The sequence below is a fragment of the Saccharopolyspora antibiotica genome, assembly GCF_047200635.1.
Taxonomy (GTDB): Bacteria; Actinomycetota; Actinomycetes; order Mycobacteriales; family Pseudonocardiaceae; genus Saccharopolyspora_C.
The window spans coordinates 297,931-316,492 of sequence record NZ_JBJZOI010000001.1; the positions used below are offsets into that span (position 1 = coordinate 297,931).

Genomic DNA, 18,562 nt, shown 5'->3' on the forward strand with positions numbered 1-18,562 from the left:
CGACCCGCTCAGCGCCGAGGCCGTGTTCGCCAGGTACGACGTGGACGGTGCCGCGGTCATCGGCGCCGTCGTGACCGAGCGCCTGCGATCGACCCGATCGGTCAGCGCCGCACCGCCGCGCGGCGGGGCCGTGGACGCCTCCAGCATGGGACGCCTGCACGACGCGCGGATGCACTACCGCCCGGCGGAGCTCGCCGCCACCTACGGCATCACCGAGCAGCAGGCGATCGACCACATCGTCCAGCACCGCTCCGCGATCGCCGAGGAGGGCGCGGGCGAGGGGTGGCTGCCCGGCAACGCCGGTCCCGAGGCCGAAAGCGGTTCCGAGCAGGACCAGGCCCCGCTGCCCGAGCCGGTGCCCGCCGGCGTCGTGCTCGCGGAGGAGCGCTTCGCCGATCCCGGCGCGGCCGACCGGTTCTTCCGCGCCCGCTACCCGGAGTTGTGGGGGGTGAACGGCCCGCGCTACGCGCGCCGCGAGGTGGGACACACCGCGAACTGCGCGCTCGCGGTGATCGCGGCGGCGGAGACGCTGCACGGCGGCACCACCGTCGCCGTGGACGGCGGCCGCCCGATGCGGCTCGACGCGCTGCGGGCCCGGCTGAACGGCTCGGCCGTGGTCGCGTCCTACGACGAGGTCGTGGCGCACGCGGGTGCGCAGCCGCCCGATTCCTGGGGTGTGGCGTTCCTGCGGCCCAGGCCTGACGCGGGCACGCTGCACGCGGTGCTCGTCGAGTCCCTGCCCGGCGGTGGCGCGAGCTTCCTCGACGTGCACCGGGGCACCATGGCCGACACCGTTCGGGACGGCGGCGTCGTGGGCTTCATGTCGCTGCCCGGCCTGGGCGCGCCGCTGCCCGGCGTGCCGATGCAGGGCGATCTGCTGGTGGGCCTTCCGGGCGCGCGCGAGCTCGCCCGGCGCGCCGGGCGGCGCATGGACGAGCACGCCCTGCGCGAGGAGATCCGCTCGCGGATGTTCTCCCGGCACCCCCTGACGCCGGCGGAGATCGCCCTCCGGCCCGAGCGCGCGGAGGCGGACGCCCGCGCGGCCGTGCTCCACGTCGCCGCCGAGGTCGTGCGGTCGGCGGCCAGCCCGTCGACGGCGGCTCCCCCGCAGACCGCGGAGGGCCTCGCGCGGGGCCTCGGGATCACCGAGGAGGACGCCTACCGGGTGATCGCGGCCGACGTGCGGGCGAGGGCTCGCGCGGGCGACCCGACCCGGCTCGGCCTGCACCCGTGGTACTCCCGCTTGCTCGCCCGCACCGACGCGCGGTCCAGCCGGATGTGGACCGCGGTGCTGAGCCTCGACGCGGCGGACCGGGGACCGCTCGCGCAGCGCTACGTCGAGCAGCGCTACGGGTTCCCGCCGCGGCTCGCGCGCGGCCTGCTCGTCGACGCGGCGATGGGTGACGTGCTCGACGCGGCCCGCGCCGGACAGCGGATCCCGGCGCACTCCCTCGCCTCCCGGTACGGCGTCGATCCGCGCGCCGTGATCGACCGGGCCGTCCGGCAGGAGCTGGAGCGGAGAGCGCTGCCCGCTGACCCGTTCCTGATCGTCGAGCGCTTCGACGTCGCGGCGGACCACGCCGCGGACCTCGTCCGGGACGTGCAATTCCGCCACCCGTACCGGCACCGGCGACGGACCGCCCGGACGGAGGAGCAGCTCCCGGCCTACGAGGAGCCGACCTACGGGGCGATCCAGGACCTCACCGCACCGCCCGAGTACGGCCTGCCGCCGTACAGCGAGCGGGGCGCGGACGCGCTCGGCGCCCCGGGCGCCCGCTTCCTCCCGGGGGAGCAGGAGACCGCCGAGGAGTTCCGCGCCCGCTACCCGCAGCTGTGGGGCGTGAACGCGGAGCGCTACGCCGGTTCGGCGCCGGGCCACGTGGACAACTGCGTCCGCGCGGTGCTCGCGGCGGAGCGGACGCTCGTCGAGGGCACCACGGTGCCCGCCGAGCCGGGCGAGGCCTCGCCCGTCTCGGTGCTGGAGGACCTGCTGGGCACGCCGTCGGTGCGCGCGACCCGCGACGAGGTCGTCGCGCACACCCGCGCCCAGCCCGAGGGTTCCTGGGGCGCGGTGGTGATCCGCGCCCAGGACGGGCAGCAGCACACCCTGCTCGTCCGAGCGGAGGGCGACGGCGTCGTCTTCCCCGATCCGCAGCGCGGAGTCCTGATGGACCTCGGGCCGTCCGACGTGCACCGCTACCTGCCGCTGCTGCGCACCGGCTCCTCCCAGTTGGAGAGCGCCCCGGTGGCGCCGAACCCGCGCCGCTCCGGAGCCCGCCGCGCCCCCGCGCTGCAGCGCTCGGACGACGGTGCCCGCCTCGGCGGGATCTCCCCGGCCACGGCCGCGTTCCGCGCCCGCTACCCGCGGCTGCGGGAGGCGAACGGCCCGCGCTACGCCCGGGGCGAGCAGCGGGCCTGCGCCGCCGCGGTGATCGACGCGGCTCGGGCCCTCCGGGGCGGCGCGTCGGTGCCCGCCGACGGCGGGACGCCGCTGAGCGTCGGCCAGCTGCGGGACGACCTCGGCACCCCCGTGGTGCAGGCCTCCCGGGATGAGGTCGTCGAGCACCTGAGCGCACAGCCCGAGGGCGCCTGGGGCGCGGTGCTGCTGCACGGCGCGCCGGGCGTGCTGCACGCCGTGCTCGCCGAGCGCGGCGCCGACGGGCTGATCCGCTTCCCGGACCCGCACGTCGGTGAGCTGAGCGACCCCGGACCGGACGCCGTCGTCGGTTTCGCGGCCCTGCCCGGGCTCGGTGCGGCCGAGCTGCCCGGTCCGGAACTCGCTCCCGACCTCCTGGTCGGGATGCCGGGCGGACGACCGGGGAGGGCGAGCCGCGGCGCCCCCAGCGGAAGCGGGAACGCCGCGCCGCCCGCGCTCCCGGGCGACCCGAGCCGCGCGGGAGGCAACCCGCGCCGCAGCGGGACCCGGACGGCGCCCGCGCTGCACCGGCGGGAGACCAACTTCCACCACCCGGAGACCTCCTCCGGCCACACCCCCCGGACGGCGCGGTACGCCCGGACCGAGGCCATCGGGCCGGAGGTCCCGGACACCGAACTGCCGCTCTACGCCCGGAACGAGATCGCCGCGCCCGGCTACGGCGAGCCGGCGACCGGGGACGCCCCGCCCTACGCGGCCGCTCACCCGGTCGATCCCGCGTCGGCGGCCGAGTTCCGGCTGCGGTACCCGGAGCTGCGGGGGGTGAACGCCGAGCGCTACGCCCGGCAGGACCCGGGACACGTGCTCAACTGCGGGCTGGCCCTGGTCGCCGCGGAGCAGACGCTCGCGGGCGGGGTCACCCTGCCCGCGGGCGAGGGCGAGGGGGCGTTCCTGGAAGTGCTGGAGAACCGCCTGGGTTCGACCGCCGTGGCCGCCTCCCGCGACGAGGTCGTCGCGCACACCCGCGCCCAGCCCGAGGGTTCGTGGGGCGCGGTGCTGGTGCGCGGCCGCGCGGGCATGGCGCACACCCTGCTGGTCCGCAACGAGCCGGCCGGCGTTCGCACCGAGGTCGTGTTCACCGACCCCCAGCGCGGGGAGATCGCGGATCCCGGCCCGGCGGACGTCGTCGGCTACCTGCCGCTGCCGCGGCTCGGCTCGGCGCCGATGCCGGGTGCCCTGCTGCCGCCGAACCTCCTCATCGGCGGGCCCGCGGGGCGCGCGATGAGCGCGGTGCTGCTGCCGGCCCGGGCCGCCGCCGCCCGCAAGGCCGTGCGGCTGGCCGTCGCGAACGGCACGCCGCTGAGCGCGGAGGAGATCGCGACCGCGCACCACCTGAGCACCGAGCAGGCGGCCGAGCAGATCACCGAGGTCGCTCGCCGCGAGGTCCGCGAGCGGGCCCTGGCCGGGGAACCGCCGCTGTCGATCAAGGGGATCGCCAGCCGGTACGGGCTGCGCACCGCCGACACCGCCGAGGTGCTCGCCGACGTGGTGCGCGCGGAGCTCAGGGAGGCCGCGCCCGAGCGACGCCCCGTCAACGTGCGGGGGATCGCCGAGCGCTACGGCATCGAGCGGCTGCGCGTGCGCGAGCTGATGGTCGAGCTGACGCGCCGGACCGCGGCGGCGGAGGCCGGCTGGCGGGTCTCGCTGCCGACCCTCGTGCTCCGCTACGGCTTCGCGCAGAGCGACGCCCGGGTCGCGTTGCGCGACGCGGCCGCGGCCGACGTGCGCGACGCCGCCCGGGCGGGCGAGCGGATCACCGCGTGGCAGCTCGAACGCAGGTACCAGGTCAACGCGAGGAAGGTGATCGACGACGTCGTGCGGGAGGAGCTGCGCGCCCAGCGGCTCCCCTGGAACGCTCGCGAGGTGGCCGCCCGCTACGACGTCGAGGAGCAGTGGGCCGCCCAGGTGATGCGGGAGAACCCGGCCGACGAGCCGGACCCCGCCTACGTCGAGCCGCCGCCGTCCTACGCCGAGTCCGGGGTGACGGTCCCGCCAGCGCTCCCGGAGGCCCCGTCGAGCCCTGTGGTCACCGCGGGGGCGTTCCGCACGGACGCCCAGGCCACCGCGCACTTCCACGCCCGCTACCCCGCGCTGAGCGGGGTCAACCCGCACGCCGGCGCGCGGGACCGCACGGAGAACTGCGGGCTCGCCCTGGTGGCGGCCGCGCGGACCCTCTCCGGTGGCATCACGGTGGCGGTCGACCAGGGGCACCCGATCTCGCTGGGAGTCCTGGTGCGCCGCCTGCACGACCTCGAAGCGGCGAGCCGCCGGGACGCCCTCGACCGGAGCGAGGCCGCTCGGCTCGCGGACCTGCGCGACAGCGGGCCCGCGAACAGCGCGGCGGTGCTGCCCGGCATCCACCAGGTCGTGCGGCAGAACCCCGCCGACGCGCGGGAGCGGCGGGTGACCGATCTGCTCCGGGAGGAGCTGGAGCACCGCCGGGTGCTGGACCGGCTCGGTGTCACCCCCACCACCGCGGTGCGGGCCGACCACCGGAGCGTCGTCGAGCACATGCGGCGCCAGCCCGCCGGTTCCTGGGGGGCGGTGTTCCTGGCCGGGCGGGACGGGATGCTGCACGCCGTGCTCGTCGAGCGCGGACGTCGCGGCGAGGTCTCCTTCCCCGATCCGCACCGGGGGACGATGGCGCGGTTCCGGCCCGGGGACGTGCTCGGCTTCATGCCGCTGCCCGGGTCCAGCACCGCCCGGCTGCGCGGAATCCGGCTGGACGACGACCTCCTGGTCGGCGCTCCGGCCGAGGGCGGCGACGCCCGCGCCGTGCTGGACGCGCTCCCGGACCCGGCGGCCCTGCGCGCCGAGATCCGCGCGGCGGCGGCAGCCGCGCGGCACCGACGCCGCCCGGGACAGCGGAGCTCCGCTCCCGACGTCGCCGCGCTGGCCGCCCGCTTCAGCCGCACCGAGCCGGAGATCGTCGAGGTGCTCGCCGAGGTGGCGCTGGAGGACGTGCGCGCCACCGGCCCGGCCGACGCGGAGCAGCACAGCGCGCGCACCGTGGCGGCGGAGTACGGCCTGCCCGCCGACCGAGCCCGGCAGGTGCTGATCGACGTCGCCAGGGCCGAGGGAGCCGCCGCGGTGGCCTCCGGTCACCCGGTGAGCGGTCGTCACCTCGCCGCGCGGTTCCGCATCAGCACCCCGCACGAGGACGACCTGGTCCGGGCCGCGGCGCGGCAGGACGTGCGCGCGGCGGTGAACCGGGGGAGGCCGCTCCGGCCGCGGGACCTCGAAGCGCGGTACGACCTCCGAGGCCGGGACGTCATCGAGGACGTCGTGGAGCGGGACCTGCTGGGAGTGATCCCGGTGCCGTCACCGGAGGCCCTCGGCGCCCGGTACGGCTTGGCCGCGGCGGAAGCCGCGTCGATCACCGAGAGGCACGGGCGGCCCCGCGAATCGCGCGGCGAGCGGGTGCGGGGGAGCGAGGTGCCGCCGTCCTACCAAGCCTCCGGTCGACCGCCCGCCGACGAGGCGCGGGCTCCCGGCTACCCCGAACGCGACCCCGCCCCGCTGCCCGGCTTCCCGGACGGCTCCGAGGTCACCGCGGCGCGGTTCGACGACGCCGAGGCGAACGCCCGGTACTTCCGGACCCGGTACCCCCGGCTGTCCGGGGTGAACGGGGCGCACCACGCGGCGCGAACGCCCGGTCACGCGGAGAACTGCGGGCTGGCGCTGATCGCGGCCGCGCGGACGTTGGCGGGCGGCGTCACCGTCGCGGTCGACGCGGCCGGCCCTTCCCGGCTCGACGCCCTCCAGGACCAGCTCGGCGCCTCCGCGGTGGCCGCGTCCTACGGTCGGGTCGTCGAGCACCTGCGCGCGCAGCCCGAGGGCGCGTGGGGCGCGGTGTTCGTGCAGCACCGCCCGGGGCTCGTGCACGCCGTCCTGGCCGAGCGGGGGCCGCGCGGGGTCGTCGGCTTCCCCGACGCGCACCGGGGCGCGATGGGTGACGTGCGTCCGGACAACGTGGTCGGGTTCCTGCCGCTGCCCGGCCGGAGCACGCCGCTGGACGGGCGTCCGATGAGCGGAGACCTGCTGGTCGGCGCCCCCGGCGGGGCGTTGTTCAGCGCGCACCGGCCGAGTTCGCGGCGGGAGGAGGCGCGGGCCGCCGTCCGCGCCGCCGTCGAGCGGGGACGGCCGTTGCGCGCCCGCGACCTGGTCAACGTCTACGGGCTCTCCACGGACGACGCCGAGCACCTCATCAGCCGCGCGGTCCGCGCCGAGATCGGCGGCGCCGTCGGCACCGGTCGGCCGCTGACCGCCGGGGCCGTGGCCCGCCGGTTCGGCATCCCGGTCGGCACCGCGCACCGGCTGGTCGACGAGGTGGCCGCCGACCGGACGGCCGTGCACCTGGCCGGGTACGACCCCGCCGAGCTGGCCTCCCGGCACGGCATCGGGCACCAGCGGGCCGTCGGCCTGGTTCGCGCCGAGGTCGTGCGCCTGGCGCGCGAGGACCCCGACGGCGTCCCGTTCCGGCGCGCGCTGCCGCGGGCCGTCGCGCACGGCGTGGCGGCGGACGAGGTGCTCGGCGCCGCCGTGGTCGCCGAGCTGCGGAGCGCCGCCCGGTACGGCCGCCACGCCTCCGAGCAGGACCTGCGCTTCCGGTACCGGTTGTTCTCCTCGGCCCTTCCCGAGCGGGGAGGCGACGGGTGGGGCGAGCGCCCGCTGACCAACGCCGCCGCCGTGGCGGATGCCAGGGAGGCGGCGCGCTCCGGCAGGCCGCTCCCGCCCGGCGGTCACGCCCGGCGGTACGGCCTCCCGGCGGCCGCGGACGAGGTGCTGGTCGGTCAGGCCGCCCTCGCCGACGTCCGCGAGGTCACCGCCCTGGGCGGTCAGGTCTCGGCGGCGGAGCTCGGGCGCGGCTACGGCCGCAGCAGGGCCTGGGCCCAGTGGATCATCGCCGCCGAGCCCGGCTGGGCCGGTCCGGACGAGACCCCGGCGTTCTTCCTGAAGGAGAACCGGGTCCCGGTCAGCACCGAGCGCGCCGGGGACCACGAGCTGCGGGTGCGCGGCGAGATCCGCGCCGCCGCCGAGCGCGGCGCGCCGCTCACCGACGTCGACCTGGCGGAGCGGCACCAGGCGCCGACCCCCCGGTGGGCGTGGGCGCAGATCGACGCCGCCGCGCACCTCGACGTCGTCGAGGCGCTGGGGCGCGGCGACCGCTACGAGGCGCACCTGCTGGCGGAGAAGTACGGCATGAGCCGCTCCTGGGCGCGGGCCCAGACCGGGCGAGCGGGCGCGCTGGAGCGCGCCGGTGTCCTCGCCGCCGCCCAGGACGTCCGGGCCGGGCTCGACCGGGGGACCGCGCCGGACGCCGCATCGCTGGCCCGCGGGTTCGGGCTCAGCAGGCGCAGCGCGGAACGGGCGATCGAGCGGGAGGCCGAGCGCGAGCTGACCACCGCGCTCGCAGTCGACCGGCGGCTGGCACCGTCGGCGACCGGGGACCTGGCCCGCAGGTACGGCCGGGACGTGAGCTGGGCGGCCGACCGGGTCGACGCCGTCGCGCGCTCCTGGGTGACCGACCGCGCGACCGCCGGGCAGCGGATCCCGGTGCGCGCGGTCGCCGCGGGGTTCGACAAGAGCAGGAGCTGGGCGAGGCGGATGGTCCAGGCCGCCGCCCGCGAGCACCTGCGGCGCACGGTGAACCGCTTCCTCCCGCCGCCCGGGCAGCGGGCCCCCGCCTACGACCTCGACGCGGCGGCGGTGGAGCGGCTGCGCCTCGAGATCGCCGCCGAGGACGTGCGCGATCGCGCCCGCAACGGTGTCGCCTCCCCGGTGCAGCTGGTGGCCGCCAAGTACGGCCAGTCCGAGGAGTGGGCCCGGAACGCGCGGGTGGCCGCCGCGCGGGACGAGGTCCGCGCCGACATCACCACCGCCGAGGACCTGCTGCGGGCGTTCGGCGCCGTCGAGGGGACCGAGCACGTCCAGCGCGTCGCCGACCGCTTCGGACTCGACCTGGTGGACGCGCGCAAGGCCGTGGCCACCGCCGCCGTGACCGCGCTGCGGGAAAGGCGCGGCGAGCGGGCGGAGATCGTGCCCGCCGACTTCGAGGCGCTGGTCCGGGTCCGCCAGGCGGTCCGCTCCGGCCGGCCGCTGGGGCCGGAGGACTACCGCGGGCTCGGCTACGACGCGGCGCGGGCGACGAACGCCGCCCTCGACGCGGCGGCGCTCAACGTGCTGCGCGCCGCCGTCGACGGCAGCCCGGTGCCCACCGCGAGGATCGCGGCCGCGCACGGGCTCTCCGAGGAGGCGGCCGACGGCGTGCTCACCGGCCTCGCGACCGAGGACGCCCGCTCGGCGGCCGACCGCGCCGAGCAGGTGCTGCCCGAGGACCTAGCCCGGTTCTACGGGCAGGACCGGAGCTGGGCCTTCGCGCGGATCGAGGTCGCGGCGCGCGCGGACGTCATCACCCGGTCCGCGCTCGGGCGGCCGCTCACCGACGCGGCCGTGGCAGCGAAGCACGGGCTGAACCTCGACCAGGCGCAGGACGCCATCGCCGGGGCCGTCCGCTCGGCGTTCGGGGAGCTCGCGCGCCGTGGCGAGATCGACTCGCGGACCGCGCCGGGCCTGGCCGCGCGCTACGGCCTGAGCACCGGTGCAGTCCTGCACCTGCGGCACGCCGCCGCCGTGGACCGGATGCGCGAGCTCGGCCGGGAGCAGGCCATCGGAATCGGTGCCCAGGTGCGCCGCGCGTTCCAGCTCGACGCCGCGCAGAGCCGGAGCGTGCTGGATTCCGCCCTCGCGCTCGACGCCCGGGAGGCGGCTCGGGCGGGGAGCCCGATCAGCGCCACCGATCTCGCCGATCGCTACGGGTGCCAGATCCTCCGGGCCCGGTACGCCATCGGCGCGGCGGCGACCGCGGACGCGCGGGAGGTGCTGGTGGGAGGAGGTTCCGCCGCGGCCGAGCGGCTCGGCGAGCGGTACGGCCGCGATGGCCGGTGGGGCTTCCGGGTGATCATCGAGACGGACCGGACGGCGCCGGTGCGGGATTCGGCGATCTTCCGGGACACCCGGCCGCTGGCGGGCGAGCAGATCAACAGCACCTCGGCCGCCGCGCACCGCGCCCGGGCGGACGTGCGCGCCGCGGTGGCGGACGGCGCGCACCCGGACATCGGCGCCCTCGCCGAGCGCCACGGCAAGCCGCGGGCGTGGGTGCTCGACCAGATCGACGCCGTCGCGCACGCCGCCGTGCTCGCGGCGGTGGCCCGGGACCAGCGGTACGAACCCGGGGTACTGGCGCGGGAGTACGGCATGAGCCGCGCCTGGGCCGAGCGCCGGATCCGCGACGCCTTCGCCCTCGAACACGCCAAGCGCGGTGTCGCGCGCACCCTGATCCGCCGCGAAGCGGACCAGGGGCGGCCGGTCCTGGCACCGCCGTCCGCCGGGGTTCGCCCGGTGGACCCGGTCGCGAAGTTCGACCTGGTGGCCACCCGGACCTCGGAGCTGGTCGACGAGGTGGCGGTGGACGAGGCCACCTCCGGGACTCCGGAGCACCGTCCGGTGTCGGCCGCGCGGCTCGCGGCACGGCACGGCGGCACCCGGGAATGGGCGATGGGACGGATCGTCGCGGCGATCACCCGCGAGGCCCGGACCGGGGCGCACGGCGGACTCGCCGTGCTCGGAATCCCGGACGAGGCGCGGGCAGCGGCGCTCGTGACGGCGGCGCGGGACTTCCTGGTGACCGCGCCCGTGGTTCCCGGGCACCGCGAGCTGCCCGCGGTGCTCACCCTGAGCCGAGGGCAGTTCCGGGCGGCGCTCGACGCGGCCGCCCAACGGGAGATCCAACTCGGCGCCGAGCACGGCGTCGTCACCGATCCGGGTGAGCTCGCGCGCCGCTACCGCGGCGACTCCGCCTGGATCCGGGAGCGCGTCGGCGCGGTGCTCGCCGAAGCCCACGCCGCCGGGGCGAGCACCACCGAGCTGGCCGAGCGCTTCGGTCTCGACCGCGACGCGGTGGAGGTCCAGGTCGGGGCCGAGCGGCTGGCCGCCGCCGAGCTGCGCGGAGGCCGCCAGCACGGCGCGCCCCCGCCGGTCGCGGAGCTCGCCGCCCGGCACGGGATCACGCCGGAGCGGGCGCGGGAGCTGCTGGCCGCCGACGAGCTGGCCGAGGCCCGCTCGGTGAGCGACCGGATCTTCCACCGGCGCGGCCTGCGCGAGGCGGTGGACCGGGTGGCCGAGCTGCACGGCGAGGAGATCCCGCTGACCGTGCCGGTCGTCACCGCCGAGGAAGGCGACCGCGAGTGGGCGTACTTCCTGGTCGGGTCGGCCCTGGTGCTGGACCTCGTCACCGGGCGGGCGGAGCCGCGCAGCTCCCCGGCGGAGCTCGGCGCGCGGTACGGCCTCGGCGCGGCGGCGGCCGAGCACTTCGTGCGCACGGCCGCGAGCGTCGAGTCCTGGGACCACGCCGCGAACGACTCCGCGCACGTCCCGCTGTGGCGGATCGCCCAGCGGATCCCGGACTACCCGGGGCCGCGGCGGGACGCCCCGATGCCGACCGAGCAGCAGCTCGCCGAGCGGTACGGCCGGACGCGGGAGTGGGCCGCGGAGCGGATCGACGAGGCCTTCCTGCGACTCCAGCGCGGGCCCGCGACGGGTGCCGAGGAGCCCCCGTTCACACCCGCGCAGTTGCGCCGGGTGGGGCGGCGCTTCGGGCTGAGCGCCCCGCACGCGCGTGCGCTGGTGGCCGGTGCGGCCGAGGCGGACGTGCGGACGGCCGCCGTGCCCTACGGGCCGGACGAGCTCGCCCGCCGCTACCGCATGGGCGAGCGCTGGGCGGCCGAGCGGATCGCCGACGTCGCCCGCACCGACGCCCGCGCGGCGGCGCGGCGCGGCGCGGCCCGCACGGCCGAGCAGTTGATGGCCCGGTACGGGCTCGACCGGGACGGGGCGGAACGGGCGCTCGCGACCGCGTTGCTCGCGGACGCGATCGACCTCCGGGAGCGGGGCGAGGCCGTTGAGCCGGCGGCGCTGGCCGCCCGCTACGGCACGTCGCCCCAGGCGGTGCTCCGGCACGAGGACGGCTACGCGCGGCAGGAGATCCGGGAGGCCGCGGAGCGGGAGACCCCGTTCTCCGCGCGGGCGCTCGCGCTGCGGTACGGCCACAGCGAGCTGCTGGCGGACCGGCGGGCGGATCGGGCCGTGATCGAACTGATCACCGAGGCGGCCGAGCTCCAGCGCCCGGAGACCTCGTCGACCCTGGCCCGGATGTTCGGGTGGGCGGGCGACGAGGGGAGCGCCCGGGTCGAGGGCCTGCGCCTGACCGCGGTCCGCGAGTTCCTGCGGGGGCGAAGGGAGTTCCCCGACGTGACCGAACTCAGCGAGAACTACGGGCTGGACGACCTCACGGCCCTCGCGGAACTCGACGCCGCCGAGGCGGAGCGCCGAGCCGAGCACGAGCGCGTCGTCACCGCCACCGCCCGCGAACAGGTGCGCGCGGCGACCTCCCGGGGCGAGCCGATCTCCCCCCTGGAGATCGCGCAGCGCTTCAGCGGCGCCCAGTTCACCCACGGGGGCCAGGTGTGGGGTTTCCGCGACATCCACCACCCGCTCACGTGGGGAGGCGCGGTGATCGCGGATGCGGCCAGGGCCGAGGCGCACGCCTCGGCCGACGGCGGTCACCGGATGAGCGCGGCGGAGCTGTCCGAGCGGTTCGGCCTCTCGCCCGAGCAGGCGGAGCTGCAGTTGTCCGAGGCGGCCCGCGAGTTCGCCGCCGAGCAGCGGGCGGAGGGCGATCCGTGCCCGCCGAGCCTGCTCGTGAACCGCTACGGCATCGCCCCCGAGGACGCCGAGGACCTCGTCGACGAGGTCGACAACGCGGGCAACTCCGACTGGGAGGACGACTGAGGACCGGCGATCCGGTGGGGGGATTCCCCGTGCCACCGGGGAGGGCGGCCCGGGGGAGGGCGGCGATGGCCCACGCTGAACTCCCCGGCCGTGGATCACCCGCGCGGGAGGGTCGGAGGCGGTGGACCCCGAGCGCCGCCTCCGCCCCGGCCGGGAACGCTGACCGGTGGCCCGCTGACCGCGGGCCGAGGAAGGACCGAGGACGATGAGCGACGAACTCGCCGGCAGAGCGTCGGAGTGGCTGGAGCGCACCTACGGCGGGCTGGTGGCGCTCGTCGGGGACGAGCCGCTGTTCGACGGGGAGCGCACGGCGCTGTTCAGCTGCGACTACGCGGGCGGCTCGGGAGAACCGCTGCTGGCGGCCACGATCGCGGTGCCCAAGAACGGCGCCGAACCGTTCCCGGTGTCCAACGCGGACCCGCTCGACGAGGACCTCAACGCGATGCCCTCCCCGGGCGCGGAGGCGAACCCGTGGCGCTGGCGGGTCAACGCCCGCAACTGCCTGATCGCCACCGACGCCGCCGTGGACCACCGCCCGGCCTCCGCGCTGCCGTGGAACCCGCTGGACGAGGCGCCCGGCTGGTGGGACCGGATGCTGGCCGCGCACTTCCCCGGCGCCGAGGTGTTCACCAGCTCGACCTGGGCCGATGTCACCGCGATGTTGCTGGAGGGCGGCCCCGGCACCCGCGCCGCCGTGTGGTTGCGCAGGCAGCTCGGCGGGGTCGAGATCACCGGTCACCTGATCTACGCCTTCCACGACGAGGAGCGCGCGGTCTTCCTGGACGGACAGCGCGGAACGCTGGCGCGGCTGGACGACGACGAGATCAGCCAGCTCGTCGTCGCCCGCTTCCACCGCCCGGTGGTCGGCGCCGAGGAGCGCGTCCTCGTCCCGTGGGAGGTCTCGGCGCCGGACCTGCCGGCCGCGCGGGCCAAGGCGGTCGCCTGGCTGGAGAACACCTACCCGGACCCGATCGCGCTGGTCGACCCGGACGAGCTGGACGAGACCGAGCGCGGCTGGCTGTTCGCCTGCACCACGCGGCGGTTCCTGGAGACCGATGACTGGCGGGACCAGATGCTCGACGCCGCGCTGGTGGTGCCGAAGGAAGCGGGCGCGCAGCCCTTCCTGCTGCCGAACAACGACCCGTGGACCTACCTGTCGGACTGGAACGACGGCGTCGAGGACCTCCCCGGACCGCCCGCTCCGGGCAGCTCCACCTGGTTCGAGCCCACCATGAGCCAGCTCGGCGAGCCGCTGAGCCTCGCCGAGCACGGCAACTGGGGCGACGCGCTGGCCGAGGTCGGCGGCGCGCCGCGCGACTCCCGCGCCCTGGTGTGGGTGCGCCGCCGCGACTTCCGCGGGCGGGAGACGGTGGGCAACCTGCTCGTCGCGGTCAACGAGGGCGGCGACGTGCGGCTCATCGACTCCCTGGACGGCGACGGGATGCCGAGCTTCGACCAGGATCCGCTGGCGGTGCACGTCATCCGGTACCGGTGACGGTGCCACGCATCGAGACGCTGGCGGTCGAGGAGGAGAACGTGCGAGCAGTGGACCCGCCGGAAGCGGGAGAGACCCCCGAACCGGGGCAGGCGCCCGAGGCCGTCGAGGCACCGGGGGCCGGGCAGGAGGGCGCGGACCCGGCGGAGCTGATGTACCTGCTGGTCGATCCGGCCTGGGGCGGCGCGGAGGACCAGGAGGGCCCGCCGGTGGAGGCGATCGTCGGCAGCTGGCTGCCCGACGCCGGTGGCGAGGTGAACCGCTTCCTGCCGAACCTGGCCTACGAGCCCTCCAGCCCAGGGCTGCCCCTGGACCCGGTGGACGCCGCGCTGCAGCTCGTGGCCAACGGCGACTCCGACCTGGAGGACCTGGTGGCCCGGTTGCCGCAGGTGCTGCTGGGCATCGCGGTCGACGAGGAGGAGAACGTCGTCGTCGCCCCAGCACCGGACGAGGTGCCCTCGCTGCTGGTGACCACCTCGCCGGGGCACCGGGATCGGCTGGAGGTGCCGGGTTGGCGCGACCTCACCGTCGGCGAACTCGCCGACGGGGCCGCCCAGGCGGGCGTCGACGTCCTGCTCAACCCCGGCGCCCCCGCCTCCGTGCGCCTCACCACCGATGCTCTCGCCCGCTTCACCACCCCGTAGCCGCGTGCCGGATGGGCGGGCAGGCGACGGCGGGCGGTCAGCGGAGCGCCAGCGGAAGGCGGACGTCGAAGCAGCAGCCGCCCGGGACGTTGCGGACGGCGATGGTGCCGCCGTGGGCCTGCACGATGCCCTGCACGATCGCGAGCCCGAGCCCGCCGCCGGGCCGCTTGCGCGGGGCGTCGCCGCGCCAGCCCATGTCGAACACCGAGTTCAGGCTGTCCGGCGGGATGCCCCCGCACTCGTCGGAGACCAGCACCACCGCCCGGCCGTCCTCGGCCCGCACGTCCACCGAGACCGCCGTGCCCTCCGGGCTGTACTGCAGCGCGTTCACCAGCAGGTTGGTGAACACCCGGGTCATCGCCTTGTCGTCGACCCGGACCGGGACGGGCTGGATCTCACCGGGCCGGAGCCGGACACCGCGCTGCTCGGCCAGCACGTCGATCCCGGCGGCCGCGTCGCTGACCAGGTCCTCCAGCGAGACCTCGCGGGGGTTGAGACGCAGCGCACCGGCCTGGATCCGGGAGAGCTCGAACAGGTCGTCGACCATCCCGGTGAGCCGGTCGGCGTCGGCCCGGATCTTGCGGCAGTACTCCGGCAGGTCCTCGGCCACCCCGTCCTCGATGGACTCGGTCATGGCCCGCAGCCGGGCGAGCGGGCTGCGCAGGTCGTGCGAGATCCACGCGACGAGCTTGCGCCGGGACGCCTCGGCGGCCTGCTCGCGCTTGCGGGACTGCGCCAGCTTCTCGCTCGTGGTGTGCAGCTCCCAGGCCAGTTCCGCGAGCTCCGCGGTCGGCGGCTCCTCGGGCAGCCGGAACTCCTGGTCGTGGCCGAAGGCGCGGGTCGCGTCGGTGAGCCGCCTGCTGCCCGCCACCACCGAACGCGCCAGCAGCACCCCGATGCCGATGGACACGCATCCGGCGACGTAGTTCACCGCGAGGTGCGCGCCGAGCGGGACCTGCGCGGAACGCATCACGAACACCATGGTGATCGCGCTGATGTTCATCGCGCACACCGTGGTCACCACCACCACGATCAGCGAGAGCCCCAGCGAGTGCCGCCGCAGCAACCGCAGCACCGCCGCCCCCAGCAACCCGACGCCGACCGACTCGCTCACCGCGACCAGACCGATCGCCACCGGGTTCATCGCGGAACGACCGCCCGCTCCGGGGGGTCGAACCGGTAGCCCACGCCCCACACCGTCACCAGCATGGTCGGGCTGGACGGATCGTCCTCGATCTTCTCCCGCAACCTGCGGACGTGGACCGTGACGGTGGAGGCGTCGCCGAAGTCGTGCTCCCACACCTGGCGCATCAGCTCGTCCCGCCGGAACACCCGGCCCGGGTTGTCCAGGAAGAACAGCAGGAGCTCGAACTCCTTGTTCGTGGTGGTGAGCTTGCGGCCCGCCTTGCTCGCCGTCCGCGCCTCCTGATCCACGACGAGGTCGCCCGCGCGCCTGGTGCCGCTGGCCCAGGCGGGAGGCATGGCCGAGGTCCGCCGCAGCACCGAGCGGACCCGCATCACCAGCTCGCGCGGGCTGAACGGCTTGGTCAGGTAGTCGTCGGCGCCGACTTCGAGCCCGCGCAGCCGGTCCTCCTCGGCGCCCAGCGAGGTCAGCATGATCACGGGGATCTCGCTGTGCAGGCGCAGTTGCTGGCAGAACCGGAACCCGTCCAGGCCGGGCAGCATCACGTCGAGCACCACCAGGTCCGGCCGCATCTGCCGCGCGAGCTCCAGCCCGATCGCCCCGTCCGCGGCGACCACCGCGCCGTACCCGGCTCGGTGCAGGTAGTCGGTGATCACCTGGGAGACGGTGGGGTCGTCCTCGACCACCAGGATCCGCGGCGACGTCGCCGCGCGGTCCTGAGGCGCGCGATCCACATGAGCCATGCCGGTTCCTTCGCTGTCCCGCGCCGGACTGGAGCGCCCGGGAGTACGACCGCCGCTTCCGCCCGATCGCCTCAATGCGAGGAGGACGCGGCCACGCTGCGTGGAGTTCTTCCGGAGCACCTTACGCCCCGAGATCGCGCGGACAGCTCAGCGCTTGATCCGAACAGGTGCGTCCGACGATCACCGCGGGTAGGGAAGCTCCGGGGCGGAAGAGGCCCGCACCACCCGGTTTCCGGGCAGACCCGCTGCCCGCTTCCCCCTCCGCCGCCGCGAATTCTCGCCCGCGGGCGGGGCGTGATGTTGACTGGCGAGCGCTGGGCCGGAAGACGTGGTGGAATCCCTCGTTCGGCCCAGCGGACGATTGCTCACGAGGAGGATCGATGTGCCAGCGCTGGTCGCGCCCCGACCGGCCCGTGCCGAGCGGCGGCCCGGCCACCGCCCCGGGCGCGGAGGAGCGGCCGGAGCAGGAGGCGCGCCTGCCCGGTGCGGCCGGGAACCGGTGCCGCCGTCCCGCGCTGGTCGTGGCAGGGGAGCCGGGCTGCCCCGCGACGTGGTCCGGCGCTGCCCCCTGCTGCTCGCCGCGGGGCCGCCGAGCGCCCCGCGCCGCGTAGCGGGAGGAACCGCGTGATCAGGTGCTGAGCCGGGCGTCGGGAGGAAGTGCGTTGGAGACCGCGAGCGATGAGTCGGTGCGCGCCGGTCGTGCCCGGAGCGGGGCGGCGGACCTGGACGCGGGGGAGTTCCTCGCCCTGCTGGAGGACCAGGCCGACGCCGTGGCGATGGTCTGGGCCAAGTGGGCCGAGGCGGTGCGGTCCGTGCCGTCTCCGCCCGAGTTCGACCGGGTGACCAGCGAGTGCCGGGTGGCGCCGCTGGAGATCGCCCGGCGCGACCTGTGGTTCCGCGCCGAGAGCATCCGCGAGGCGTGGTTCTCGCACTACGCGCTGTGGGTGGGCTGGTGGGTCGACACCGCCCAGCTCGCGCTGGAGGCCGCTGCCGGGCGCCGCGTCGTCGAGCTGGGACGGGTGATCGCGCTGCGGCCCCCGCAAGCCTGCCTGCGGATCGAGGACGAGGCGAGCCCCCTGGAAGTCCCGCTGCGCTACTGGGACGAGCGCGCCGCCCTCGGCTCGCTGCCCGACCTGCTGGGCACCGAGGAGCTGGGCGAGCTGCTGGCGCTGGTGGGCAACGACCGGCCCGCGGAGAAGGTCGAGGCCGCCTGCCAGGCCTTGCGCTTCGCCGGCAACGCCGGGGACCTGGCGCTGGAGCAGGAGGAGACCGGCTCGGCCGACCAGAGCGTCATCGACCGCAACTGGAACCTCTACGGCTTCCGGTACCAGCTGGCGTGCGAGTTCGCCCAGGCGGTCCTGGACCACCTGCGCTAGCGCAGGGCCGCGAACGGGGGTTTTCCCGGTCGAGGCGGCCTCGCGCCCCAGTGCACGACGGTGCGTGCGCATGCTGTCGGCATCAAGATCCCGAACCGCCCCGCCTCCCCGGGGCGCGCTTCTCCGGAGGAGAGAACGTGCAGCGAGTCAAGACCGCCCTCCCCGCCGCGACCGGGCTCGCGGGCGCGGCGCTGGTGCTCGCCGGGTGCGCTGCCCCGGCGGAACCGTCCGCGGCCCCGCAGCCGGGCGCGGACGGGTTGACCCGGATCGTGCGGCTCGCGAGGGAACGGGCCGTGCTCTCGGACCAGGTGGCCGCCTCGAAGTTCGGCTCCGGCAAGCCCGTGACCGACTCGGCCCGCGAGGCCGTCGTCGTCGACACCGCCCGCGCCGACGCGACCCGGGACGGCGTGGACCCCGAGTGGGCCGCGCGGGTCTTCCGCGACCAGATCGCGGCGAGCACCCACGTCCAGAACGAGCTGCTGCGCCAGTGGCGCGAGCACCCCGACCAGCGCCCGTCGCGGCAGCCCGACCTCGCCCAGGTGCGTCCCCAGCTGGACCGCATCGGCGACGAGCTCATCGCCGCCCTCAAGACGGCGACGCCGGCCCGCGAGAACCCGGCCTGCGGCGCGACCCTGGAGCAGGTGGTCGGCCGGGAAGCCGCCGACCTCGACCCGATCCACCGCGCGGCCCTCGACCGCGCGCTCAACTCCGTCTGCCCCCTCCCGAGCTGATCCCGGGCGCGGGGGGGGGGGGGGGGTGGGCCAGCCCCCCCCCCCCCCCCCCCCCCCCCCCCCCCCCCCCCCCCCCCCCCGCACCCCCCCCCCCCCCCCCCCCCCCCCCCCCCCCCCCCCCCCCCCCCCCCCCCCCCCCCCCCCCC

7 protein-coding genes (1 of these 7 cut by a window edge) are annotated in these 18,562 nt (G+C 76.7%); 5 read left to right on the forward strand and 2 right to left on the reverse strand.

The window, feature by feature from the left end:
* The 3 genes from ACL03H_RS00835 to ACL03H_RS00845 all read left to right on the forward strand — a co-directional run.
* Positions 1-12,283, forward strand: partial view of a DnaJ domain-containing protein gene (locus ACL03H_RS00835; protein ID WP_412809059.1) — the 3' portion only. 24,791 nt of this gene lie to the left of the window's left edge; the window shows 12,283 of its 37,074 coding nt (coding positions 24,792-37,074); the start codon falls outside the window, past its left edge; the stop codon is at positions 12,281-12,283.
* A gap of 205 nt (positions 12,284-12,488) precedes the next feature.
* Positions 12,489-13,778, forward strand: coding sequence for a YrhB domain-containing protein (locus ACL03H_RS00840; protein ID WP_412809060.1), 1,290 nt, complete (start codon positions 12,489-12,491; stop codon positions 13,776-13,778).
* Positions 13,775-14,422, forward strand: coding sequence for a type VII secretion system-associated protein (locus ACL03H_RS00845; RefSeq protein WP_412809061.1), 648 nt, complete (start codon positions 13,775-13,777; stop codon positions 14,420-14,422). Before ACL03H_RS00840 ends, ACL03H_RS00845 begins: the two co-directional genes overlap by 4 nt.
* A gap of 37 nt (positions 14,423-14,459) precedes the next feature.
* Here ACL03H_RS00845 and ACL03H_RS00850 read toward each other — a convergent pair whose 3' ends face one another.
* Both ACL03H_RS00850 and ACL03H_RS00855 read right to left on the reverse strand, forming a co-directional pair.
* Positions 14,460-15,557: a sensor histidine kinase gene (locus ACL03H_RS00850; RefSeq protein WP_412809062.1), complete on the reverse strand. Its 1,098-nt coding sequence runs from the start codon at positions 15,555-15,557 to the stop codon at positions 14,460-14,462.
* A gap of 5 nt (positions 15,558-15,562) precedes the next feature.
* Positions 15,563-16,309, reverse strand: a complete 747-nt coding sequence (locus ACL03H_RS00855; RefSeq protein WP_412809063.1) for a response regulator transcription factor — start codon at positions 16,307-16,309, stop codon at positions 15,563-15,565.
* A gap of 662 nt (positions 16,310-16,971) precedes the next feature.
* On the opposite strand from ACL03H_RS00855, the gene ACL03H_RS00860 reads away from it, so the two are divergent.
* Positions 16,972-17,685, forward strand: coding sequence for a hypothetical protein (locus ACL03H_RS00860; protein ID WP_412809064.1), 714 nt, complete (start codon positions 16,972-16,974; stop codon positions 17,683-17,685).
* Between the two features lie 137 nt (positions 17,686-17,822).
* Positions 17,823-18,416, forward strand: a complete 594-nt coding sequence (locus tag ACL03H_RS00865; protein ID WP_412809065.1) for a chorismate mutase — start codon at positions 17,823-17,825, stop codon at positions 18,414-18,416.
* The last annotated feature ends 146 nt before the right edge of the window (positions 18,417-18,562 follow it).